At 54.2% G+C, this 20,072-nt stretch carries 18 protein-coding genes; 6 read left to right on the forward strand and 12 right to left on the reverse strand.

The annotated features are described in order from the left end of the window. Positions 1–6: 6 nt before the first annotated feature. Both CKV68_RS04775 and CKV68_RS04780 read right to left on the reverse strand, forming a co-directional pair. On the reverse strand, positions 7–717 hold the full coding sequence (locus CKV68_RS04775) for a hypothetical protein (RefSeq protein ID WP_095075698.1): 711 nt from the start codon (positions 715–717) through the stop codon (positions 7–9). A gap of 67 nt (positions 718–784) precedes the next feature. Continuing rightward, a complete protein-coding gene (locus CKV68_RS04780; RefSeq protein WP_013912337.1) occupies positions 785–1,414 on the reverse strand; it encodes a carbonic anhydrase in 630 nt (209 codons plus the stop codon). 78 nt (positions 1,415–1,492) lie between these two features. Between CKV68_RS04780 and CKV68_RS04785 the strand changes: the two genes are divergently transcribed. Then, positions 1,493–2,380 (forward strand): HhH-GPD family protein, encoded by an 888-nt coding sequence (locus CKV68_RS04785; RefSeq protein WP_095075699.1) that lies wholly within the window; start codon positions 1,493–1,495, stop codon positions 2,378–2,380. A gap of 3 nt (positions 2,381–2,383) precedes the next feature. Here the strand turns inward: CKV68_RS04785 and CKV68_RS04790 are convergent, their stop codons facing one another. The 3 genes from CKV68_RS04790 to CKV68_RS04800 form a co-directional block, all read right to left on the reverse strand. Then, entirely contained in the window at positions 2,384–3,640 is a 1,257-nt protein-coding gene (locus CKV68_RS04790; protein WP_095075700.1) for a threonine/serine exporter family protein, read from the reverse strand. Positions 3,641–3,708: 68 nt separating this feature from the next. Then, a complete protein-coding gene (locus CKV68_RS04795; protein ID WP_095075701.1) occupies positions 3,709–3,879 on the reverse strand; it encodes a DUF4236 domain-containing protein in 171 nt (56 codons plus the stop codon). Between the two features lie 2 nt (positions 3,880–3,881). Then, positions 3,882–6,539 (reverse strand): ATP-dependent Clp protease ATP-binding subunit, encoded by a 2,658-nt coding sequence (locus CKV68_RS04800; protein ID WP_014526231.1) that lies wholly within the window; start codon positions 6,537–6,539, stop codon positions 3,882–3,884. 232 nt (positions 6,540–6,771) lie between these two features. On the opposite strand from CKV68_RS04800, the gene CKV68_RS04805 reads away from it, so the two are divergent. After that, positions 6,772–7,413 (forward strand): Pr6Pr family membrane protein, encoded by a 642-nt coding sequence (locus tag CKV68_RS04805; RefSeq protein WP_095075702.1) that lies wholly within the window; start codon positions 6,772–6,774, stop codon positions 7,411–7,413. Positions 7,414–7,501: 88 nt separating this feature from the next. Here the strand turns inward: CKV68_RS04805 and CKV68_RS04810 are convergent, their stop codons facing one another. After that, positions 7,502–8,905 (reverse strand): MFS transporter, encoded by a 1,404-nt coding sequence (locus tag CKV68_RS04810; RefSeq protein WP_014526233.1) that lies wholly within the window; start codon positions 8,903–8,905, stop codon positions 7,502–7,504. A gap of 36 nt (positions 8,906–8,941) precedes the next feature. Beyond that, entirely contained in the window at positions 8,942–9,934 is a 993-nt protein-coding gene (locus CKV68_RS04815; protein ID WP_095075703.1) for a nucleoside hydrolase, read from the reverse strand. Between the two features lie 196 nt (positions 9,935–10,130). On the opposite strand from CKV68_RS04815, the gene CKV68_RS04820 reads away from it, so the two are divergent. Beyond that, complete coding sequence (locus CKV68_RS04820) at positions 10,131–10,928, forward strand: alpha/beta fold hydrolase (protein WP_095076236.1); 798 nt, start codon at positions 10,131–10,133, stop codon at positions 10,926–10,928. A gap of 124 nt (positions 10,929–11,052) precedes the next feature. On the opposite strand, the gene CKV68_RS04825 is transcribed toward CKV68_RS04820, so the two are convergent. The 4 genes from CKV68_RS04825 to lysS form a co-directional block, all read right to left on the reverse strand. Further along, entirely contained in the window at positions 11,053–12,084 is a 1,032-nt protein-coding gene (locus tag CKV68_RS04825) for a coiled-coil domain-containing protein (RefSeq protein WP_095075704.1), read from the reverse strand. A 568-nt stretch (positions 12,085–12,652) separates the two neighbouring features. After that, the gene (locus CKV68_RS11250; RefSeq protein ID WP_167376965.1) at positions 12,653–12,817 is read right to left on the reverse strand and encodes a hypothetical protein; all 165 of its coding nucleotides are present in this window, start codon (positions 12,815–12,817) and stop codon (positions 12,653–12,655) included. 578 nt (positions 12,818–13,395) lie between these two features. Further along, complete coding sequence (locus CKV68_RS04835) at positions 13,396–14,190, reverse strand: S1 family peptidase (RefSeq protein ID WP_231910465.1); 795 nt, start codon at positions 14,188–14,190, stop codon at positions 13,396–13,398. A gap of 111 nt (positions 14,191–14,301) precedes the next feature. Next, a complete protein-coding gene (gene lysS / locus CKV68_RS04840; RefSeq protein ID WP_014526238.1) occupies positions 14,302–15,858 on the reverse strand; it encodes a lysine--tRNA ligase in 1,557 nt (518 codons plus the stop codon). Positions 15,859–15,972: 114 nt separating this feature from the next. Between lysS and CKV68_RS04845 the strand changes: the two genes are divergently transcribed. The 3 genes from CKV68_RS04845 (at position 15,973) to CKV68_RS04855 (ending at position 18,564) form a co-directional block, all read left to right on the forward strand. Beyond that, a complete protein-coding gene (locus CKV68_RS04845) occupies positions 15,973–16,917 on the forward strand; it encodes an SPFH domain-containing protein (protein WP_095075705.1) in 945 nt (314 codons plus the stop codon). Then, positions 16,918–17,130, forward strand: coding sequence for a type II toxin-antitoxin system antitoxin (locus tag CKV68_RS04850; RefSeq protein ID WP_013912352.1), 213 nt, complete (start codon positions 16,918–16,920; stop codon positions 17,128–17,130). It begins immediately after the preceding gene. A gap of 144 nt (positions 17,131–17,274) precedes the next feature. Beyond that, positions 17,275–18,564, forward strand: a complete 1,290-nt coding sequence (locus CKV68_RS04855) for a dicarboxylate/amino acid:cation symporter (RefSeq protein ID WP_013912353.1) — start codon at positions 17,275–17,277, stop codon at positions 18,562–18,564. Here CKV68_RS04855 and CKV68_RS04860 read toward each other — a convergent pair. Continuing rightward, the gene (locus tag CKV68_RS04860) at positions 18,561–20,066 is read right to left on the reverse strand and encodes an aldehyde dehydrogenase family protein (protein ID WP_095075706.1); all 1,506 of its coding nucleotides are present in this window, start codon (positions 20,064–20,066) and stop codon (positions 18,561–18,563) included. The genes CKV68_RS04855 and CKV68_RS04860 overlap by 4 nt on opposite strands. Positions 20,067–20,072: the final 6 nt, after the last annotated feature.

Raw genomic sequence — 20,072 nt, forward strand, 5'->3', positions numbered from 1 at the left:
TCGACGCTACTGAAGGTTAAAGGTGTAGGCCGGCGAGGGGTTGCCACCAATAACAGTGTGGAGATAGTAGCTTCCGGCAGGTACTGGCTGGCGACCCGAACATTGCTTTGGTGCACTACCAGTCCTAGACCAGATGGCCTCAAAGTAGCGTTCTTCGCCAGCTTTGAAGACGGTCTTTCCTTTGGCTACTGCTTGATTACAGTCTATGTCTGACCAGATTCGTTGATTTGTAGCAAGGTTATAGACCTCAAATCGCAGCGGATTTTCGTCTGCGTTAATCTCGCAGTCCGCCTTGGTGGGGTTCTTCACCGTCATAAAGAACTTTGGCTGTGCTTTAGCGCCATAATTCGCCTGGTCGCTGGCTGCAGAAACCACGAGGTCTTCCACAGCACATGTCGTCTTCGCATCGGCGGCAGCACTGGAAGTCGGCTCGGCAGATGACTTTTGTGCCTCAGATGTCTTTTCAGACTCAGTGCTCTTTTGTGAACTACTTCCAGAAGTTTCAGAAGCCCGTGCAATGCTTGTCATCGTTTCTGTGGCCGGTGCCCCGGAGTCGGCTACGTTAGTGTTCTCGGCATCTCCCCCGCCGATGGTTGAAAGAACCCACACGATGAGGAGAACCACAACCACGAGCGCCACCACAGCAGCTGCTCGGCGCCGCTGATAGTAGACCTCAGGCAACCGCCGGTTCTCATGTTGTTCGCTTCGTCGATCCACGTACTCAGACTAAGTGTTTTCCGTGGTCGTCTGGGGGAACATCGTGGCGTGTCTTCACGAGTCTTTCTTAAAACCCGATCGTGTGAAGGGTTTCTACCTTTCCATCGGATAAGCGATACCGAGCGGAAACCAAGGCCGTGCGGTGTTCTTCCACCGCTTTGCAGATGGCCGGAGAAGTCTGCAGAATCCGCGTGACCGTAGCTGTAGCATGATGGCGTTCAAAGTCTGCATGATCACTACTACCTGCTGTTTTAGACTCTAAAATGCTGGGGGCAATCTGTTCAACCAGCGTGCGTTGGAAGCCAGCAGGCGCGCCATCGCCCTCAATAACTTTTGCGGTAGCAGCCACAGCACCGCATGATTCATGGCCCAAGACCACGACCACTTCGACCCCCAGGCCGGCAACGGCAAATTCGAGCGAGGCTAATACGCCGGTATCTATCACTTCGCCTGCTGTGCGGATAACGAAGATGTCGCCAAAGCCGGCGTCGAAAAGCATTTCCGCGGGGACACGCGAGTCACAGCACGTAAAAACGCACGTCCGCGGGGCCTGGCCCTTTTTTAATTCATCGCGACGCGCCACGTCCTGGTTGGGACGCTGGGGGTTCCCCGACGCAAACCGCGCATTGCCCTCAAGAAGCAGTGCCCACGCTTGTTCAGGATCACGAGGGGAATGAGGGTTATATCCGTACGACATGACATATATTCTTGCACCCCTCGCCTCATAAATGTGACATTGCACTCAGGCAGGGGGTTACACTGGGTACCCACAAATATGAATGCATCAGAGAAAAACAACATCATCACGGCCCTTTTACGCTGGTATCGCGCTAACGCCCGTGCAATCATTTGGCGTACCCCCGAAACCTCCCCGTGGGGAATCCTTCTCAGTGAAGTCATGAGCCAGCAGACTCCTGTAGCACGCGTTGAACCGATATGGACACAGTGGATGGAAAGATGGCCTACTCCTCGCGACTTTGCACAAGCACCCAAAGACGAGGTTCTTCGGGCCTGGGGAAGCCTCGGGTATCCGCGTCGTGCACTGCGACTGCACCAATGCGCCCAGCAGATAGTCGCACTCCATGATGGAGAAGTCCCAGCAGACGTGGAAAAACTCCTAGCTTTGCCGGGTATCGGCGATTACACCGCCCGTGCGGTAGCAGCATTTTCCTTTGGCCAGCGAGTAGCGGTGGTAGACACCAACGTCAGACGCGTGTACCACCGGCTTTATCTCGGCCGTTACCTCGCGGGAAACCCCTCTAAAAAGGAGATCGCGGAGGTGCAAGCTCTGTTGCCAGAACACGATGCACCTGAGTTTTCTGTGGCTCTTATGGAACTCGGTGCGCTTGTGTGCACCACCACACCATCCTGCGAGGCATGCCCGGTGCGCCGCCACTGTACCTGGATCGCGGCCGGCGCGCCCCGCCCCAGCGAGGAAGAACTAGAGGCTAAAAAGAAGCGCGTACAAAAGTTTGTGGGGACGGATCGGCAGGTTCGTGGCCTTATCATGGCGCTCTTGCGCTCGGCTGACGCCCCGGTCCCCCTCAGCAGTATCGACGTCTTGTGGCCGGACGCGTCGCAACGCTCCCGCGCACTTTTTTCTTTGCTTGATGACGGCCTCGCTGAGCAGAACGCAGACGGGCTCTTCCACCTCCCCAGGTAGGCGCTAGTCGTGCCCCAGCTTATCGAACTCGATGAGCTTGCCGTACGTCCATGATTTATCTGTGAGAAGCCGCGCCAGCACCAGCCCCGCCGAAATCGAGAACACCACCATCATCGCGGTGGCCGCGTTCACCAGAGCCTGATCCATATCTCCCCTATTGAGGTAATACACAGCCCGAAACATCGCGGTACCGGGCATCAAGATCACAGCCGCAGGCACGGTAGTTGTGATGCGGGGCAAGTTCACGCTTTTCGACGCCACCGCACCGAACAGCCCGATAATCAGTCCCCCAATGAACACTGCAAAATACCCAGTGGCGCCGTTCGCCTCCAAGAGCAGCCTTATCACGTTTGCTGTGGTCCCTACCGTAGCAGCCACCAAGGCCATGCGCCGTGAACTATTAAAGAGAAAAGCAAAGCCACCAATGCCCACGAAGCTGGCCAGAGCTGCCACCGCATACCAACTGCTGCCTGGTTCAACGATCACTGGTTCCGGGTTAAGGCCAGTGGCCCAGCTGATCATGGCCACTGAAAAAGTTGCCGTTAAAATGACTGTCACTGCGTAAACCAGACGGGAAACACCCGCATCAAAATCAAAGCGACCAAGATCAATCATCGCAGAGAACAGGGGGAATCCCGGGACTAAAAAGAGCACCGCGGCCACATAGCCGGCGGTAAAGTTCTGGGTTTCCCCCGCATCTATGCGGATGAGGATGTGGGCAAGAGCAAAAAATGTCAGGCACGCGACTGTCCCCGCCGCGACGACGCACCCAAGCTGATGCATGTGCTTGTGATGAAGATGTGTCCGAACCGCCTGTCCTAGACCCGCAGACACCGCCACGAGAGCGATCTCCACGATGGCAAAGTGATTCAAGACCGCGAAACTGGCACACGCCAGTGCAGCGGCAAGAGAGACCACCAACAAACTCCAGCGCTTACGCACGTTATCAACAATTTTGTCCAGCGCTGCATTGAGGTCTTCCGCAGTAATCTCATGGTGCAAGCTATGAGATAAGGACTCTAATGCCTCAATCCGCGAGGCATCCACAGCCGGACTCTGCGAACGCGCCACGATCGTTCGGAAGCTATCGCCCCGATGAAACGTCGACGTAATCTGCGTGACCCCCACCACCGCATCCATTCGATCAAATCCCAAGGCACGCGCAGCCCGCTTCATCGCTCGGATTACCCGATAGCCACTCGTCCCCGCTCCCATCAGTAGCATGCCTAAGCGGATGACAGCATCTGCCTCCACTCCCATCCGGTACTGATCGTGATTATCCACATAACGATAGTAGCGCCAGCCTGACAAGGCTGACGCTACATTTTCTATTTCCAGCGACCTCTGAAGCTAAGCCCGCCTGGCAGCTTCACGTACACGCCACCACGACTATTCAGCGTTACTGGACCGATCTTGGTGCTCGCTGATGTTCCCGAGCCTGAGAGATTCAGCCAGCTATTTTTACCGATCTTTTTGCGCTTGCGGTAAGTGATACCCATGATTACTGTTCCTTAGCTTCTTCTACGTCAAAATCAGCTTCGGGAACCGTCTCAGGATTATCCGCTGCATCGACCACGGCCTGCTGTGCCTCAACAACCTCGGGAGATTCCGTGGCAAAATCTGGCAGTGGCTTTGGACGTGGCGCGAAGGTGAATGTGGCCTTGTCCGTCTCCTTGGACTCGCCATCCCATCCCTCAACGTCTACCGTGACGATCTCGCCAGCGCCGACCTCACCAAAGAGAATCTTCTCGGAGAGTGCGTCCTCGATCTCACGCTGAATCGTACGACGCAATGGGCGTGCACCCAACACTGGATCGAATCCCCTGCGTGCCAAAAGACTCTTTGCCTTCTCGGTAAGCTCGATACCCATGTCTTTCTGAGCCAGGGCCTTTGACACACGACCAACCAGCAGGTCCACCATCTGAACGATCTGGTCCTGTGTGAGCTGGTGGAAGACCACGACCTCGTCGATGCGGTTAAGGAATTCAGGGCGGAAGTGCTTCTTCAGCTCGTCGTTAACCTTCTGCTTCATCCGGGTGTACTGGCCATCCGCGTCATGCTCGCCGACAGAGCTAAAGCCCATGCCCACGGCCTTGGAGATGTCCTGCGTGCCGAGGTTTGACGTGAAGATCAGAACGGTGTTCTTGAAGTCCACTACGCGGCCTTGGCCGTCGGTAAGCCGTCCGTCTTCCAACACCTGCAGCAGCGTGTTGTAGATCTCTTTGTGTGCTTTCTCGATTTCGTCGAAAAGCACAACACTGAAAGGCTTGCGACGTACCTTCTCCGTGAGCTGGCCGCCTTCCTCATAACCAACGTATCCGGGAGGAGCACCGAACAGGCGTGAAGCGGTGAAACGATCATGGAACTCGCCCATATCGATCTGGATCAGCGCGTCATCATCACCGAACAGGAAGTTAGCCAATGCCTTAGAAAGCTCGGTCTTACCCACACCGGATGGTCCAGCGAAGATGAAGGAACCGGAAGGACGGCGCGGGTCCTTTAGACCGGCGCGGGTACGGCGAATTGCACGGGATACAGCCTTGACTGCATCCTCTTGGCCGATGATGCGCTTGTGCAGCTCATCTTCCATGCGCAGCAGACGAGAGGACTCCTCTTCTGTCAGCTTGAATACTGGGATGCCCGTCCAGTTGCCCAGAACTTCCGCGATCTGTTCCTCGCCGACCTCAGCGATCTCTTCCAGATCGCCAGAACGCCATTGCTTTTCTTTCTCTGCGCGTTCCTCGTTCAGCTTCCGCTCGGTATCGCGCAAGCCAGCGGCTTTTTCAAAGTCCTGCGCATCAATCGCGGCTTCCTTTTCCCGGCGCACCTCTGCGATGCGGTCATCAACCTTACGGATCGACTCGGGGGCGGTCATGCGCTGAATACGCATGCGAGCTCCGGCTTCATCGATAAGGTCGACTGCCTTATCTGGTAAGAAGCGGTCGTTGATATAGCGATCCGACAGCTGTGCTGCGGCTGCTAGCGCGCCGTCCGTGATGGAAACGCGGTGGTGGGCCTCGTAGCGGTCACGCAGGCCCTTGAGAATCTCAATGGTCATCTCCACGCTTGGTTCCGGCACGTTGACTGGCTGGAAGCGGCGCTCAAGAGCGGCGTCCTTTTCAATGTGCTTACGGTACTCGTCGAGAGTCGTTGCGCCGATGGTCTGCAGCTCACCGCGGGCAAGCTTTGGCTTCAGCAGGCTGGCAGCATCGATAGCGCCTTCAGCTGCGCCGGCGCCTACCAGGGTATGGATCTCGTCGATGAACAAGATGATGTCGCCGCGCTGGTTAATCTCCTTGAGGACCTTCTTTAGGCGTTCCTCAAAGTCGCCGCGATAACGCGATCCTGCAACCAAGGAACCCAGATCTAGGGAGTACAGCTGCTTATCTTTAAGAGTCTCGGGCACCTTGCCGTTGACGATGTCTAGCGCCAAGCCTTCAACTACGGCGGTCTTACCCACGCCGGGCTCACCGATCAAGACAGGATTGTTCTTGGTGCGACGGGAAAGAACCTGCATGATGCGCTCGATTTCTTTCTCACGCCCCACAACGGGATCCAGCTTGCCGTCCTTAGCAGCCTGGGTCAGGTTTCGACCGAATTGATCCAGCACCAAGGAGTTGGAGCGATCGCCAGCGCCGCTGCCGCGACCTGCGCGTGCTGCACCTGTGCCCGCACCCACGGCTTCGCCGCCTGATTCATTATTCTCTGGGCTCTCTCCGCCTTCGTAGCCCGAAAGCAGCTGGATAACCTGCTGACGCACACGAGGAAGGTCTGCCCCGAGTTTGACCAGCACCTGAGCAGCAACGCCTTCACCTTCACGGATCAAGCCCAAAAGCAGGAACTCAGTACCGATGTACTTGTGTCCCATCTGTAGTCCCTCGCGGAGAGAAAGCTCAAGCACTTTCTTGGCGCGTGGGGTAAAAGGAATATGCCCAACTGGCGGCTCGGAGCCATGTCCGATGATTTCTTCTACTTCTTGGCGAACCGCTTCCAGGGAGATGCCCATAGATTCGAGGGCCTTTGCAGCAACACCCTCACCCTCATGGATAAGTCCGAGCAGAATATGCTCGGTGCCGATGTAATTGTGGTTAAGGCCGCGCGCTTCTTCCTGTGCCAGGACGATCACGCGACGTGCACGATCGGTAAACCGCTCGAACATGGTTGCACCTCTTTTTCACTAGTTTGCCCCGCTAATGTCACCCACTGTAACGCTGCGCTTTGACATTTCCTTGCACTATCCGGCAAAACAGCTCCTCATTTCTCCGCAATAACCTACATAAGCTGGCCTTTTATAGGTGTACGCCGGTAGCGAACAAACACCGCAACGTCATTTAACGCCTTGCCCAACGTGTTCACTTGAATTGGCTCTCACAACGCGTATAGTTTCGCCAGTGAATACACTTGGACGTCTTCTCGGTCTTGTTGGCCTTATCGGTATCGTTCTTGCGGCTTATCAGACCGCAACAGAGCCTTTTACCAGCTGGCCTGCTTTTGATACTCCAGCCAAAACCCTGCTCGCTGAGTTCTCCTTCTTCACAATGTGGTCCAACATCGTGGGCACCATCTATCTCTTGCGTGCAGGTCGTACTCCCCGCTGGTTCACTGTCGACGCAGTAGCCATGCTGGTGGTCACCGGAGTCGTGTACAACACGCTTCTTGGTGGCGAGCTCCACGGGCTCTGGACAATTAGCAGTCCTATCCAACACACCTTTATGCCTATAGCAGTTCCCCTCTATTGGCTATTGACTATCCGTGGCCGCCCCACATTCCGGCTCAGCTCCATCATCGGCGCACTGGGAATTCCGGTGGTTTGGTCAGTACTGACCTTCTATCGCGGCGCAACCACCGGCTGGTACCCATATTTCTTTATCAATGCCACAGATCTGGGGCTTCCCATCGCGCTGCGCAACATGGCCGGCGTTTATCTCGGATTCTTTATTCTCGCCATAGTCCTGGGCCTCATTGAGCGTTTGATTCTGTGGTTAAAGCGCAACTCTAAAACTGCTGCCACAATCGCAGCGTCCTCACTCTAGTGCGTTTTACGCCCTCTATTGCTGCATAAAAGTGTGCCCCAGCATCGCATGATGCTGGGGCACATAATGTTGTTAGACCTCGAGTTTTTTAGGCCTCGACGTGCTTCGGGATAAAGAAGCTCGTGGCCACGGACAAGCCAAGAATTATGGCTCCGACAATAAACGCCGTGGTGTATCCGGCTGTCGAATCCGATCCTGCAGGCGAACCAGCAACCATGAAGACCGGGAGTACTGCGAAGGAAATTCCGGCACCGAGGTTAAAGGCAGCAGAGTTCATGCCTGGGAGGAATCCCTCGTTGTCTGCAGGTGAGTTCACCACGCCTAAGTTGTTCAGCACGATATTGCCAATTCCGGCATACGTAATGCCGAGTAAGACTACCGAGGCAATAAGCACCACCTTGGATGTGCTTCCAGCCAGAGCCAGGACGAGAAGAAGCACTGCAGAAGACGCATTACCGATCCGAAGCAACCGGCTGTAGCCGATGCGCGGCGCCCAACGCCCAGCGAACGGCCCAACAAGCCAGCCGATGAGAGCGTAAGGGGTAAGCAGCATCAAGCTGGCGAGGTCAGCCGGAAGGCCGAAACCGGCATCAGGGTTCTGTGCGAGTGAAATAGCTACGCCGTTCACTGCAGCAAACACACCCGTCATGGTGAGCACGGTGGTTAGCAGCAAGCCCCAGGTTTGCCGACGCGCCAGATATTTGGGAGCAACCATGGGTTGGTCGTGCTTGTTTTCCCATTTCCAGAACCCTGCAAACACAGCAAGTCCGAAAACGATAAGACCGGCAACAAGTGCCCAGTTCGCGGCCGCAGCTTTACCTGCTTCATTGGCCGCCATAGTGATGCTGAAGACAGAAATCACCAGGATTGCTGCCCCCACCCAGTCCATCTTCACGTTGTCAGATGGCTTAGATTCTGGTGCCCAAAGCGCAACAACAAAGGTAGCAATAGCGCCGACAATGGCAATAAGCCAGAAGACCGAACGGAAGCCGAGGTGCTCTGCCATCCAGCCCGAGGCGATAACGTCGATACCTGCAATACCGCCGTTGACTGCCGCAATGATGCCCATGAGCGTTCCTAGCCGCACCTGGTCGCGTACTTGACTGCGCAAGATGATCAAGGTCATCGGGATGGTGGGGCCGGAAATACCTTGCAACGCACGAGCAATAGCCAGCACCGTGATATTGGGGGCGAATGCCGCCATGAAGCCACCGAGAGACATAACGGCAAGCATGATCACAAGAATTTTGCGGCGTCCAACGATATCCGACAGCCTAGGGAGGAAGAGACCGCACATAGCCCCGCCGGTAAAGAAGGCCGTTTGAGTGAGGCCAACAGTTGCCTCGTCAGTCCCCAATTCCCTTGCCATGGTGGCAAGCACTGGGGAAAGCATTGAGGCGTTGAGTTGGAAAGCGATTGCTGCGGTAAGCAGAACCGTCATAAGAAGGGCGATGCCGCCCTTGCGGGTGTCTACTGGGTCATGAAGAGTCATAAAGTTACCTGTGTAATAAGGAACGGATTAGTCCGCTTAATCCGCAAAATTCGTGTTTCCGATATTGGCAAGTGCCTGCGTCAGCATTGTCCAGAACAGATCACAGTCAGCGTCGACTGCAACGTGATGCTGTGGGTTTTCCTCAAAATCATCACGCTGGGCCAGCGTGGATGGGTCTGAGTTTGTCCATGTTCTACGCAGGTCCACAATGGTTTGTCCGCGGGCGTAGTCGCCTTGGGTTTCCACATAGATTGGGGCTGCCACAGTACGGATAACTGAGGGATTGGCCACCACGGCAACGGCAAGAGGGTCGTGCATCGGTGGGCCAGGGTAGCGACGCTCACGTTTGTAGGAGGCACCAAAGAAGTCGATCAGTTCCGCGACAAAGGCAGAGACGTCGGTATTGACGTCGACAAGCTGCTGCAACCGCTCGGGCACTGCCAGCACTTTGTGCGTAACGTCCAGGCCCACCATGGTTACTTTCCAGCCGGCTTCAAAAACAATCCGTGCTGCTTCTGGATCCGCAAGAATGTTGAATTCAGCTGCCGGAGTCATGTTTCCGGTGTGGTGTCCACCACCCATGAGGGTTACGCCAGCTACCCGCTCAACCAGCTCCGGATACATGCGAGCAAACAAGGCGATGTTGGTGAGTGCTCCAGTGGGAACCAGAGTGATACTGCCTGGCTCGTGTTCTTTGACAACGTCCGCGATCAGGTTCACAGCGTGGCGCGGGTCGAGTTCCACGCCGGGAGCTGGGAGCTGAGGCCCGTCGAGTCCTGAATCACCGTGGATTTCTTCAGGAATGAGCTGCGGGCCCAACAATGGCCTAGCTGCACCAGCAGCAAAAGGAACCCCCGTGATCCCCGCAACTCGCGCCATCGCACGAGCGTTTGTGGTTACCTTTTCGAGCGTTTGATTTCCAGCCACGGTAGTAACCGCAAGTAGGTCAATATCGGGACTTCCCCAAGCAAGCAGGATCGCAATGGCATCATCATGCCCTGGATCGCAGTCGAGGATGATCTTTTTCAAGGTGACTCCCTAGTACGTGATCTAGCAATGTTCGCTGCACCACACACTAGCGTGTCACTGGTTATATCCATAAGAGAACACCTGTGAAAGTTGCCACTCCACTACCCCCTTTAACGTGGAGAAAATCGTTTGCATTTTGATTGCATAAGCGAATGGAATGCGTCACCCCGCGCACCAAACTGCCATACTTTTACCTATGAACATCCACTATCAGCACACACCTCTCCCACCCCGGATGACTGTCCTGCTCACCCACGGATACGCGGAGCATTCCGGCAGATATCAACCGCTCATACAGGCTTTTCTCGACGCAGGATACGACGTCGCTTCCTACGACCTACCGCAGCACGGCACAGCCTACGACCCGACGCACCCCCAAGCATGCGTCGACGTTGCACAGCTTATCGACGACCACCTCACCGTCCGCACAACCGTCACTCAGAACATGCGCACTCGTAGCCTCGCGCTTTTCGGCCACTCCATGGGTGGGGTAATCACAGCAGGCTCCCTGCAGAAGAATCCCTCTGAGGTTTCTGCGGTCATGCTTTCCGCCCCGGCACTGCGCCAATTCCCCGCCATTCCCTTACCCTTGGCAAAAGCATTGCGTGTACTCGCCACAGCTATTCCTAACCTGCCCACGGTCAAGCTTTCTAGCGAGGATATCTCCCACGATCCCGCCGTTATCTCTGACTATGATTCCGACCCTCTTAATTATCGCGGGGCAGTCCCGCTACTGACCGCCGTCTCGATGACACTTGCAGGAGCACACGTACTTCACTCCCCCTGGCCCGCACACGTGCCACTTTTTATCGCGCATGGAACCGCAGACAAGCTCGCAGACATTCGCGGATCAGAAGCTTTAGCAGCCTTAGCCCGCACACGGCTCATCACAGTTGACGGCGCTTTCCATGAAATATTCAACGAACCCGAGGCACCAGAGCTTAGAACAACAATGATTAATTGGCTGGACCAGCAGGAAACTAAAGCGGCATAGCTTCAGGTTTGCATGCTGCAGATTTTATCAAAATAAAAGAACAACAATACAAAAACTCCCTCCCGAGAAATTCTGTTCATTAAACAGTTTCTCGAGAGGGAATTATTCTTTTAGAATTCCAGAATTAACCGAGCTTCAGCTTGGACAGGAAATCCTTGATGTTAGGCAGGAAGTGTGCAACCAGGCCACCCAATGCTAGAAGTGCAGCACCCACGGCAGCGGCGACACCAACCCACTTACCCCAGGAAGACTCCTTGGTATCTGTTTCCGCATCATCATCCGCGTCGTCGTTTTTACTATCGTCGCCCTTACCTTCAGCAGCAACGTTTTCCTCATCGGTGACGTCAGTAGTAACTTCTTGGCTTTCTACTGCTTCTTCCTTTGGAGCTTCTTCCTGCTGCTTAGCCTTTTCTAGCTCTTTCTTCACTTCTTCCAACTCAGCTTTTGCAGCTTCAGCTTCTTGCTTAGCAGCTTCAGTTTCTTGCTTGGCTGCGTCAAGCTGCTGCTTAGCAACTTCAGAGTCCTTCGCATGGTTAGCCTGCAACGCAGACAGTTCTGCTTTTACATTCTTAAGAGCATCAGCTGCGTCTTTTTCATAACCCATATACTCAACAATGCGCTCTTGCATACGGTCAACACGAGCAGCTTCATCTGCAGCCTCAGCCTTTGCCTCAGCTAGCTCCTTTTCAAGCTGTTGTGTTTTCTCAGCCTCAACAACGTCCGACTTTCGTGCTGCATCAAGTTCCGCCTGAAGCCTAGCTGCCTTTTCCTTTACAGCTTGAAACTTTGCCTCTTCCTCGCCAAACTGATCATTAATAGCCTTCAAGAGAAGACGGTTCTCTTCAGCATTTTTAACTGCTTTGTCATTCAGATCAGCAATCTGCTTCTGCAATTCAGCAATCTTCTGCTTGGATTCAGTCTCATCATCAGAGTACTGATCGTTAATATCCTTCAAGAGCTTGAGAGTATCTTCAGCATCTTTCTTAGCTTGCTCTTTCAACTTGGCAATTTCAGCTTCTAGTTCTTTAACCTTGACATCGTTGCTAGTTGCCTGAACTACCGGAGCAACTGCATCAACCGCAATTGCCTGAGGGACGGCAACAACGCTAGCAGCAATAGAAAGACCCGCAATTGCGGAAATGAAACGACGATTCATAGTCGCAGTTCTCCAAACCTAAAAAATGAGGGACAAAATATCTTTCCCAGACGCTAGCAAAACCGTTATGCAAATATGAACGTCAATATTTTTATACAGAAGAAATTACCCCCCCCCGCAGAATAATCCATCGTATTTCCAATTTTATTCACACCCCCTTAAATCATAAACTTTTAGCAAATAAACAAAAATAGATAAACGGTACTTTTAGCAAAATAGACACTCTATACATAGAATATAAATCAACAACATTTACGTGAACGTATTTAATTTTATAGTTTATTAATATTCAATCCAACTTAAACAACGGGAGACTAAAAACACATAACCGCAGTACAGGCACACTTTACAGCCCGCATACACTAATACTTATATTCAAAATTTGGCATAGTTTTCACCAAATTCACACAAGCAAAACCAGACAGAACAATTCGGTCATTACATTCCGAGAAATAAAACAACAGAACGGAAAGTGCCATCAACCTACGAGAAGGGGCAACTGTAGCTTCTTTAAGAAAATAATAAAAGGTGTATTTATATGGGCTGTTCTCTGAACAGTTAGACAGCTTTAGCACGAGACAGCCAAGACTCGGAACAAACCGAATCGCTGACCAACTCCATCGTGAATTCCCCTAGAGTCGAAATCATCGACGATGCGCTCCTTCACTCCCCAATGGCTGGTGTCTGATTTTCTAGTCCAACCAGTAGGGAGCAAACGCATAGGCTTAATCAAGAGTCACCTTCAGAAAATTAGGCTTAAGAAGCAGGATGATCTGGCCCCCAAAGATTTCTCCGTACCCGTAACTCCCGCATATTTCTCTTAAGCCAGAAAAAGGTACTAATACACGAAACTAACGCTGCTGCGATCCAAGGCGGGAGATCTTGAAAATTCACGATGTGTCCACGACCAAGAGAAAAGAAAAAAGTCATAATTACTGTCGAGACGATGAAGAAAATGGCGCTGCCGCCAATCACCCTAATCACATACGTTTTCTGCGACATTACGACCAACTCTGATGAATACTTTTCTCGACGTGACATCACTTTTGAAAGGTTCATAAGTTGACCTGGCCTCCGAAAGTTGGACTACTGTAATTCTAGGTGGCTAGGGCTCCAGCATCAGGTAAGAAACAGTCTCACAGATGCCAAACCCGGCGAGCTGAACGATTGAAAAGTTACTTCTATTCCGCCCACCCCCTTCAAACATAAATAAAACCGAACGGAAGCAATGAAGCCTTCCGTTCGGAAATAAAGTCACGCTTAGTTAAAAACCGACGATTCCTCTACGGGCCAACATCGGCTAAGCATTAATTAAAATGATCTACGGGGAAAAGCCGATCCCAAGAAGTTGCTCTCATTTCCTATCTGAGGAGAGGGCTGCTCATCTAAGCCTCCCTCGCTGTCATTCCCCAGGTTCGGATGAAGCTTTTCGTTTGAGGTAGTGGCAATCTTTTGCTTAATCCAGTCAGAGACACGTGTAACCGAGCCGAAATACCTCAGCGGTCCATGCGCCCCATTGCGCGACAGCACTCCCACCACAGTATTATCCACAAACAACGGTCCACCAGAATCTCCTCGAGCTGGGTAGGCCTCACCGAGATACTGAACAGACATTGACAAATCGTAGTACGGATCCTGAACGTACTTAGCTACGGCAACGTCTGCTTTCTTAAGACGATCTCCCGTTCCGAATCCCCAACCAAAAACGCGTCCACGTGTGCCAAAATCCACATCGGTTTCGCCGATTTCAGGATATTTATCAAGATGCATACGCTCCGGAACATAAGCGAGGGCTACATCCCCGTACGGCGCCCAATAAGCAGCTGTTACCTTGTACTTCTTCGCCTGAGGGTCTTTATCAAAAGGACGGTTGAGCCCGTGGTAAGCGGTTCGCTCAATGTCTTTCGCTTCGACACAATGTTTTGCCGTAAGCACCCAGTGCGGATCAATTATTGTTCCTGTACATGCATCAATTTGTACTACTGCCCGCGCTTGATCATCCGGAACACTCACTTCTGTTCCATTAACCATCGCCATAGCAGGGGCCTGCACAAACGCAGTAGAAAGACATGCGCCCACAATGGCCGCTATAACTTTTTTATTCACACATTCAACTGTATTTAAAGTTATGTAATTATTACAATTTTCACAGTTATGAAGCTTTTCACACAAAAGGCGCACCCAGACCGGATGCGCCTTTGACAAAATGAAGTGTGTTTAGCGTTCTGGCTTCACCATCGGGAAGAGAACGGTCTCGCGGATACCCAAACCAGTGAGCGCCATCAGGAGTCGGTCGATACCCATTCCGGTGCCGGACGTCGGAGGCATCCCCTGCTCCATTGCAGCGAGGAAGTCTTCATCCAAAACCATGGCCTCGTCGTCGCCACCAGCAGCCAGGCGTGCCTGATCTTCAAAACGCTCACGCTGAATAACCGGATCAACAAGCTCGGAGTAGCCGGTAGCCAACTCGAAGCCGCGAACGTAGAGGTCCCACTTTTCGGTCACTCCCTCTTTGGAGCGGTGATCACGGGTAAGCGGGGAGGTTTCCACGGGGAAGTCACGCACAAAGATCGGACCGGTTAGCTGGTCCTCGCACAGGAACTCCCAGATCTCTTCCACAAACTTTCCGTGACCCCAGCCCTTACCAGGTTCTACCCCAATGGCTTTGGCAATCGCCTTTAGCTCATCCACGGTGGAGTGGATGGTAACTTCTGGCTGCCCTGGGAACTTGCGCGCAAGCGCCTCGTTAAGGGATGGATACATCTCGATGGAGGGCCACTCCCCACCAAGGTCATACTCCGTGCCGTCTGCAAGTGTGACGGTGGTGGAACCGAATACATCTTTAGCGATGTACTGGATCATGTCTTGGTGCAGCTTTGCGCCATCGTCGTACGTTCCATACGCCTGGTAGGTCTCCAGCATGGAGAACTCCGGGCTGTGGGAGGAGTCCACACCCTCGTTACGGAAATTGCGGTTCACTTCAAAGACCCGCTCAATTCCGCCTACCACGCAGCGCTTGAGGTAAAGCTCAGGAGCAATGCGCAGGTAAAGGTCAATGTCCAGGGCATTGGAGTGAGTCTCAAATGGACGCGCTGCAGCACCGCCGTGCAGGGTCTGGAGCATCGGGGTCTCCACCTCCAGGAAGTCGCGCGATTCCAGGAAGTTGCGCAGGGAACGCATCACCTTAATACGAGTCAGCGCGTTGGTACGGGCCTGCTCTCGCATGATCAGATCGGTGTAGCGGTGACGGATACGAGTGTCTTCGCTCATATCAGCAAAAGCGACGGGCAGTGGCCTCAGCGATTTGGACGCCATCTGCCAGCTCTTGGCCATCACTGACAGCTCGCCGCGCTTAGAAGCGATAACGCGTCCGCGGATGGAGACGATGTCGCCTAGGTCTACGTCGCTCTTCCACGCAGCCAGCGCCTCGGCACCGACTTCAGCCAGAGAGAGCATTGCCTGAATGTGCTCGCCATTGCCCTCTTGCAAAGCCGCAAAGCACAACTTGCCGGTATTACGAACAAAAAGGACACGACCCGCAATAGCAACCTCATCGTGGGTTTCATCGCCGGCGGTGAGGTAGGTGACGCCCTCGTCCTCGCCAGTCTCGCCTTCCCCAAGGACCTGGTATTTCTTGCGCAGATCGGTGATTGAGGTGGTCCTATCAACAATCACCGGGTAGGCGTCCACGCCGGCGTCGATAAGCTTCTGGCGCTTATCGCGACGAATACGTAGCTGTTCTGGCACGTCTGGGGAATTTTTCTGCTCGCTCACGGGGTATAAGGGTAGTCCACGTGCAGTAACCTGACCAACCCTTCCTCCCCTTTGACAAAGTGATATCACATTATTTAATCTGATATCACTTTTCCCTCACTGAAAGGAAGTGGCATGACAACAGTCACCGATCGCCCCGTGGGTCATGAAGGCGCCCAAGTTGACGTCACAGAAAAAACCCCATGGATTGGAGGTAGCGGTCTTGCAGGCATCGCCGCCCTTGCGGTGATCATTGGGCTTCCTGGCGCGGCCGCGCTCGCCGCCTTTGGTGTCTACCTATTGGATAAAAACAGCGGCACCGGCGTACTGCCGCTTATATGCGGCATCGTGCTCTTCATCCTCTTCTCCATCCTCGCTGGAATGATCAAGGTCATCTCCCCCGGCCACACCCTGGTGGTGCAATTCTTTGGCCGCTACCTTGGCACAAACCGAACAACCGGCCTCTCCCTTAACCCACCACTGAGCAACTCCGTCAAAGTTTCGGTCCGTGTGCGCAACTTTGAGACCAACGAGATCAAGGTCAACGACCTCAACGGCAATCCAGTAAATATTGGCGCAATCATCGTGTGGCAGGTAGCCGATACCGCCAAAGCAACTTTTGCCGTGGAAGACATGGACGAGTTCATTCACTCCCAGGCCGAGTCCGCGTTGCGCCACGTAGCCACCACCCACCCCTACGATGGCGGAACTGCAAATCTCCCGTCGCTGTCCGGCTCCACCGAGCTCGTTTCCAAAGAGCTTGCCGACGAAGTCGCCGCACGGGTCGCCGTCGCCGGATTAGAGATCGTCGAAGCACGGATTTCCAACCTGTCCTATGCGCCGGAGATCGCCCAAGCCATGTTGCAACGCCAGCAGGCAAACGCAATTGTCGACGCCCGCGAGACCATCGTCGAAGGCGCCGTCTCCATGGTCGAAAGCGCGCTCGCTCAGCTAGAATCACGCGATATTGTAGAACTCGACCCGGAGCGTCGCGCAGCCATGGTTTCCAACCTGCTCGTAGTCCTCTGTTCTGACAACAACGCACAACCCATGATCAATACAGGCAGCTTGTACACCTAAATGCCCAGAAAAAGCATCCCCCTTCGCATTGACCCGGCGGTGGCCGAGGCTATCGCCCGCTGGGCTCACGACGAGGCGCGCAGCGTCAACGCTCAGATCGAGGTGATGCTGCGTGACCAGCTCCGCAAAGCAGGGCGATTGCCTAAAAACGTCGGAGAAATCCCCCGGCCTGGCAGGCCGCAAAAAATTAACCCCGATCTAACCCCAGACTGATCTGTACAGAATCGCGTCACAGCAGCGTAGAGGTCAATTCCTGGGGTTTTCCCTTTAGTTTTATAGACCAATCTGTCTTTTGGGAATAGACATTCCTGTACTAGCGTTGTGCCAGACGAAACAAACACAACCCAAAGGGGAATCATGAAGTGGAATAGCTTTGGAGCTCAGGTGATTTACGGCCTTATCGCCGGAGTTATCCTCGGCCTTATCGCCAACTCAATGCCAGACGGAAACTGGCTTACCACCGCGCTTACCACCGTGGGCAGCGATTATGTCACGCTCCTCAAGGTCTTAATCCCGCCTCTGGTTATGACAGCCGTTATTACCTCCATTGCCAACCTGCGCCAGGTTACTAATGCTGCACGACTGGCTGTAAAAACCCTTATCTGGTTTGCCATTACCGCATTCTTCTCAGTACTTGCGGGCATAGGTGTTGGCCTGCTCTTTAAGCCCGGCGAGACCTCGGGGCTGCAGGACACCTCGGCAGCGCCGTCGTCTGTTGGCTCGTGGTGGGCGTTCCTTGAAGGAATCGTCCCCACCAATCTCGTGGGTCTAGAAGCGCATACCAAGGTCGTCGATGGCGTAGCCTCCACCGGACTCAGCTTCAACGTGCTTCAGCTGCTGGTAGTGGCCATCGCCCTAGGAATCGCGGCGGTGAAAGTCGGCGAGAAAGCCGAACCTTTTATCAACTTCAACCGCTCACTACTGGAGATCATTCAGAAGGTGCTGTGGTGGATTATTAGACTTGCCCCCATCGGCACCGCCGCTCTTATCGGCAAGGCTGTGGCTACCTACGGCTTTGACGCCATGGGTGCCCTGGGCAAGTTTGTTCTTACCGTCTATGTCGGTCTAGCTATCGTCTTGCTCGTAATCTACCCCGTGACTTTGAAGCTGCATGGCCTTAATGTCACCCAGTTCTACCGCCGCGTCTGGCCTGTAACGTCCCTGGGCTTTGTCACCCGTTCCTCCATGGGCGTTATGCCCGTCACCGAGCAGACAGCTGAGGCAATCGGCGTTCCCAAGCACTACGCTTCCTTCGCCGTACCGCTGGGCGCAACCACCAAGATGGACGGCTGCGCTGCGGTCTACCCGGCAGTAGCTGCGATATTTGTGTCTCAGTTCTACGGCGTACCGCTCAACTTCACCGATTACGTTTTGATCGTTATCGTTTCCGTCCTCGGATCTGCAGCCACTGCCGGAACCACAGGGGCTACCGTGATGCTCACGCTCACGTTGTCCACCTTGGGACTCCCCTTGGAAGGCGTTGGCCTGCTACTCGCCATCGAGCCAATCATCGATATGGGCCGTACCGCAGTGAACGTGACGGGCCAGGTAGTTGTCCCGGCTATCGTCGCAAAGCAAGAAAAGCTTCTCGACGCCGTCCAGTTCAACGCAAAGCGCACCATCGCTGAGGAAAAAGTCTCCGTCTAACCGGCAAACCAGCCGGTGACACCCGGCGCGATGTTCTGATACACATGCTTGAGCTCTTGGTACTCGGCCAAGCCCGTAGGACCAAGCTCCCGACCATTTCCTGATTGTTTCATTCCACCCCACTCCGCTTGCGGCAGGTAGGGGTGGAAATCGTTTATCCAGATAGTCCCGTGACGCATCGCACGAGCCATGCGCTCCGCCTTACCAGCGTCGCGGGTCCACACGGCACCGGCCAAGCCATACGTTGTGTCGTTGGCTATTTCTACGGCTTCCTCTTCCGTCTGGAAGGTCTCCACGGTCACAGTGGGGCCGAATGCCTCATCGTGCACGCAGTCCATCTGGCGAGTGCAGCCGTCGATAACGGTAGGCAGATAAAACTCCCCTCCCATTTCTTCCGGAAGCCCACCGGTAAGCACCTGCGCACCCTGTTCCTTGGCACGTTCGACGTACGCGTGCACCTTGTCACGGTGTTCTGCAGAGATAAGCGGGCCAGTCTCTGCATTCTCATCCAGCGGCCCACCCAGACGAATCTTTTCTGCGCGCTTGACCAGCTCGGCAACAAATGCGTCGTGAATCGACTCTTCCACAACAAGCCGGGAGCCTGCGGAGCACACTTGCCCTGAGTGGACGAAGGCCGCGTTGAGAGCGTTATCCACTGCGGCATCAAAATCGGCGTCAGCAAAGATCACATTGGGATTCTTACCGCCAAGCTCCAACGCCACTCGTTTGACCGTCTCAGCGGCATTACGCGCGATAATTTTTCCGGTCTCAAGCCCGCCGGTAAAAGAAACCATATCCACGTCTGGGCTCACGGATAAGGGATTTCCGCAGCGCGCACCAGCGCCAGTAATCAGGTTGGCCACGCCCGCAGGAACACCCGCCTGGCTCAAAATAGTCATGAGCATCATGGCGGTATGTGGGGTGAGCTCGGCCTGTTTTAACACGAAAGTGTTACCGGCTGCCAGAGCAGGAGCAACCTTCCACGCCACTTGAAGCAGTGGATAGTTCCACGGGGTAATAAGACCGCATACCCCTATAGGCTCGGCGTCGATACGTGAGCGCACGTTGGGGTCTCCTGGATCAACCACTCGCCCCGCCGAATGCTGCGCCAGGGTGCCAAAGTACTCAAAGGCGTTTGCAATATCGTCCATGTCTAGCTCGGACTCAACAAGCCGCTTACCGGTGTCCGCGGACTCCGCGCGCGCAAGCTGGTCCTTGTTCTCCCGGATAGCGTCTGCCACTTTCAGCAGAATTTTTCCGCGCTCTACTGCCGGCGCCCACTCCCCAGCGTCAAAGGCCCGTCGCGCGGCTTTAATAGCCTTTTCTGTATCTGCCTCGGAGGCCTCAGAGACAGTGCCCACAACGCTGCGGTCGGCTGGATTGGTAATCACACGGGTCTCGCCATCGAGCGCAGGGACCCACTGTCCGTCGATAAACAGCGTCGCGGGACCATGAGCGCATGCGTCTGTGAGCAAGGGGGACGTGGTTGGATCAAAAAGCATAAATTC

Source organism: Corynebacterium ulcerans (assembly GCF_900187135.1).
GTDB classification, from domain to species: Bacteria; Actinomycetota; Actinomycetes; order Mycobacteriales; family Mycobacteriaceae; genus Corynebacterium; species Corynebacterium ulcerans.

Bases quoted from the DNA above. Each gene is read 5' to 3' on its own strand.
- CKV68_RS04795 (WP_095075701.1), bottom strand. From the start codon at position 3,879: ATGGGTATCACTTACCGCAAGCGCAAAAAGATCGGTAAAAATAGCTGG.
- CKV68_RS04825 (WP_095075704.1), bottom strand. From the start codon at position 12,084: ATGAATCGTCGTTTCATTTCCGCAATTGCGGGTCTTTCTATTGCTGCT.
- CKV68_RS04820 (WP_095076236.1), top strand. From the start codon at position 10,131: ATGAACATCCACTATCAGCACACACCTCTCCCACCCCGGATGACTGTC.
- CKV68_RS04850 (WP_013912352.1), top strand. From the start codon at position 16,918: ATGCCCAGAAAAAGCATCCCCCTTCGCATTGACCCGGCGGTGGCCGAG.
- CKV68_RS04780 (WP_013912337.1), bottom strand. From the start codon at position 1,414: ATGTCGTACGGATATAACCCTCATTCCCCTCGTGATCCTGAACAAGCG.
- CKV68_RS04790 (WP_095075700.1), bottom strand. From the start codon at position 3,640: ATGGGAGTGGAGGCAGATGCTGTCATCCGCTTAGGCATGCTACTGATG.
- CKV68_RS04800 (WP_014526231.1), bottom strand. From the start codon at position 6,539: ATGTTCGAGCGGTTTACCGATCGTGCACGTCGCGTGATCGTCCTGGCA.
- CKV68_RS04810 (WP_014526233.1), bottom strand. From the start codon at position 8,905: ATGACTCTTCATGACCCAGTAGACACCCGCAAGGGCGGCATCGCCCTT.
- CKV68_RS04860 (WP_095075706.1), bottom strand. From the start codon at position 20,066: ATGCTTTTTGATCCAACCACGTCCCCCTTGCTCACAGACGCATGCGCT.
- CKV68_RS04785 (WP_095075699.1), top strand. From the start codon at position 1,493: ATGAATGCATCAGAGAAAAACAACATCATCACGGCCCTTTTACGCTGG.
- CKV68_RS04845 (WP_095075705.1), top strand. From the start codon at position 15,973: ATGACAACAGTCACCGATCGCCCCGTGGGTCATGAAGGCGCCCAAGTT.
- CKV68_RS04855 (WP_013912353.1), top strand. From the start codon at position 17,275: ATGAAGTGGAATAGCTTTGGAGCTCAGGTGATTTACGGCCTTATCGCC.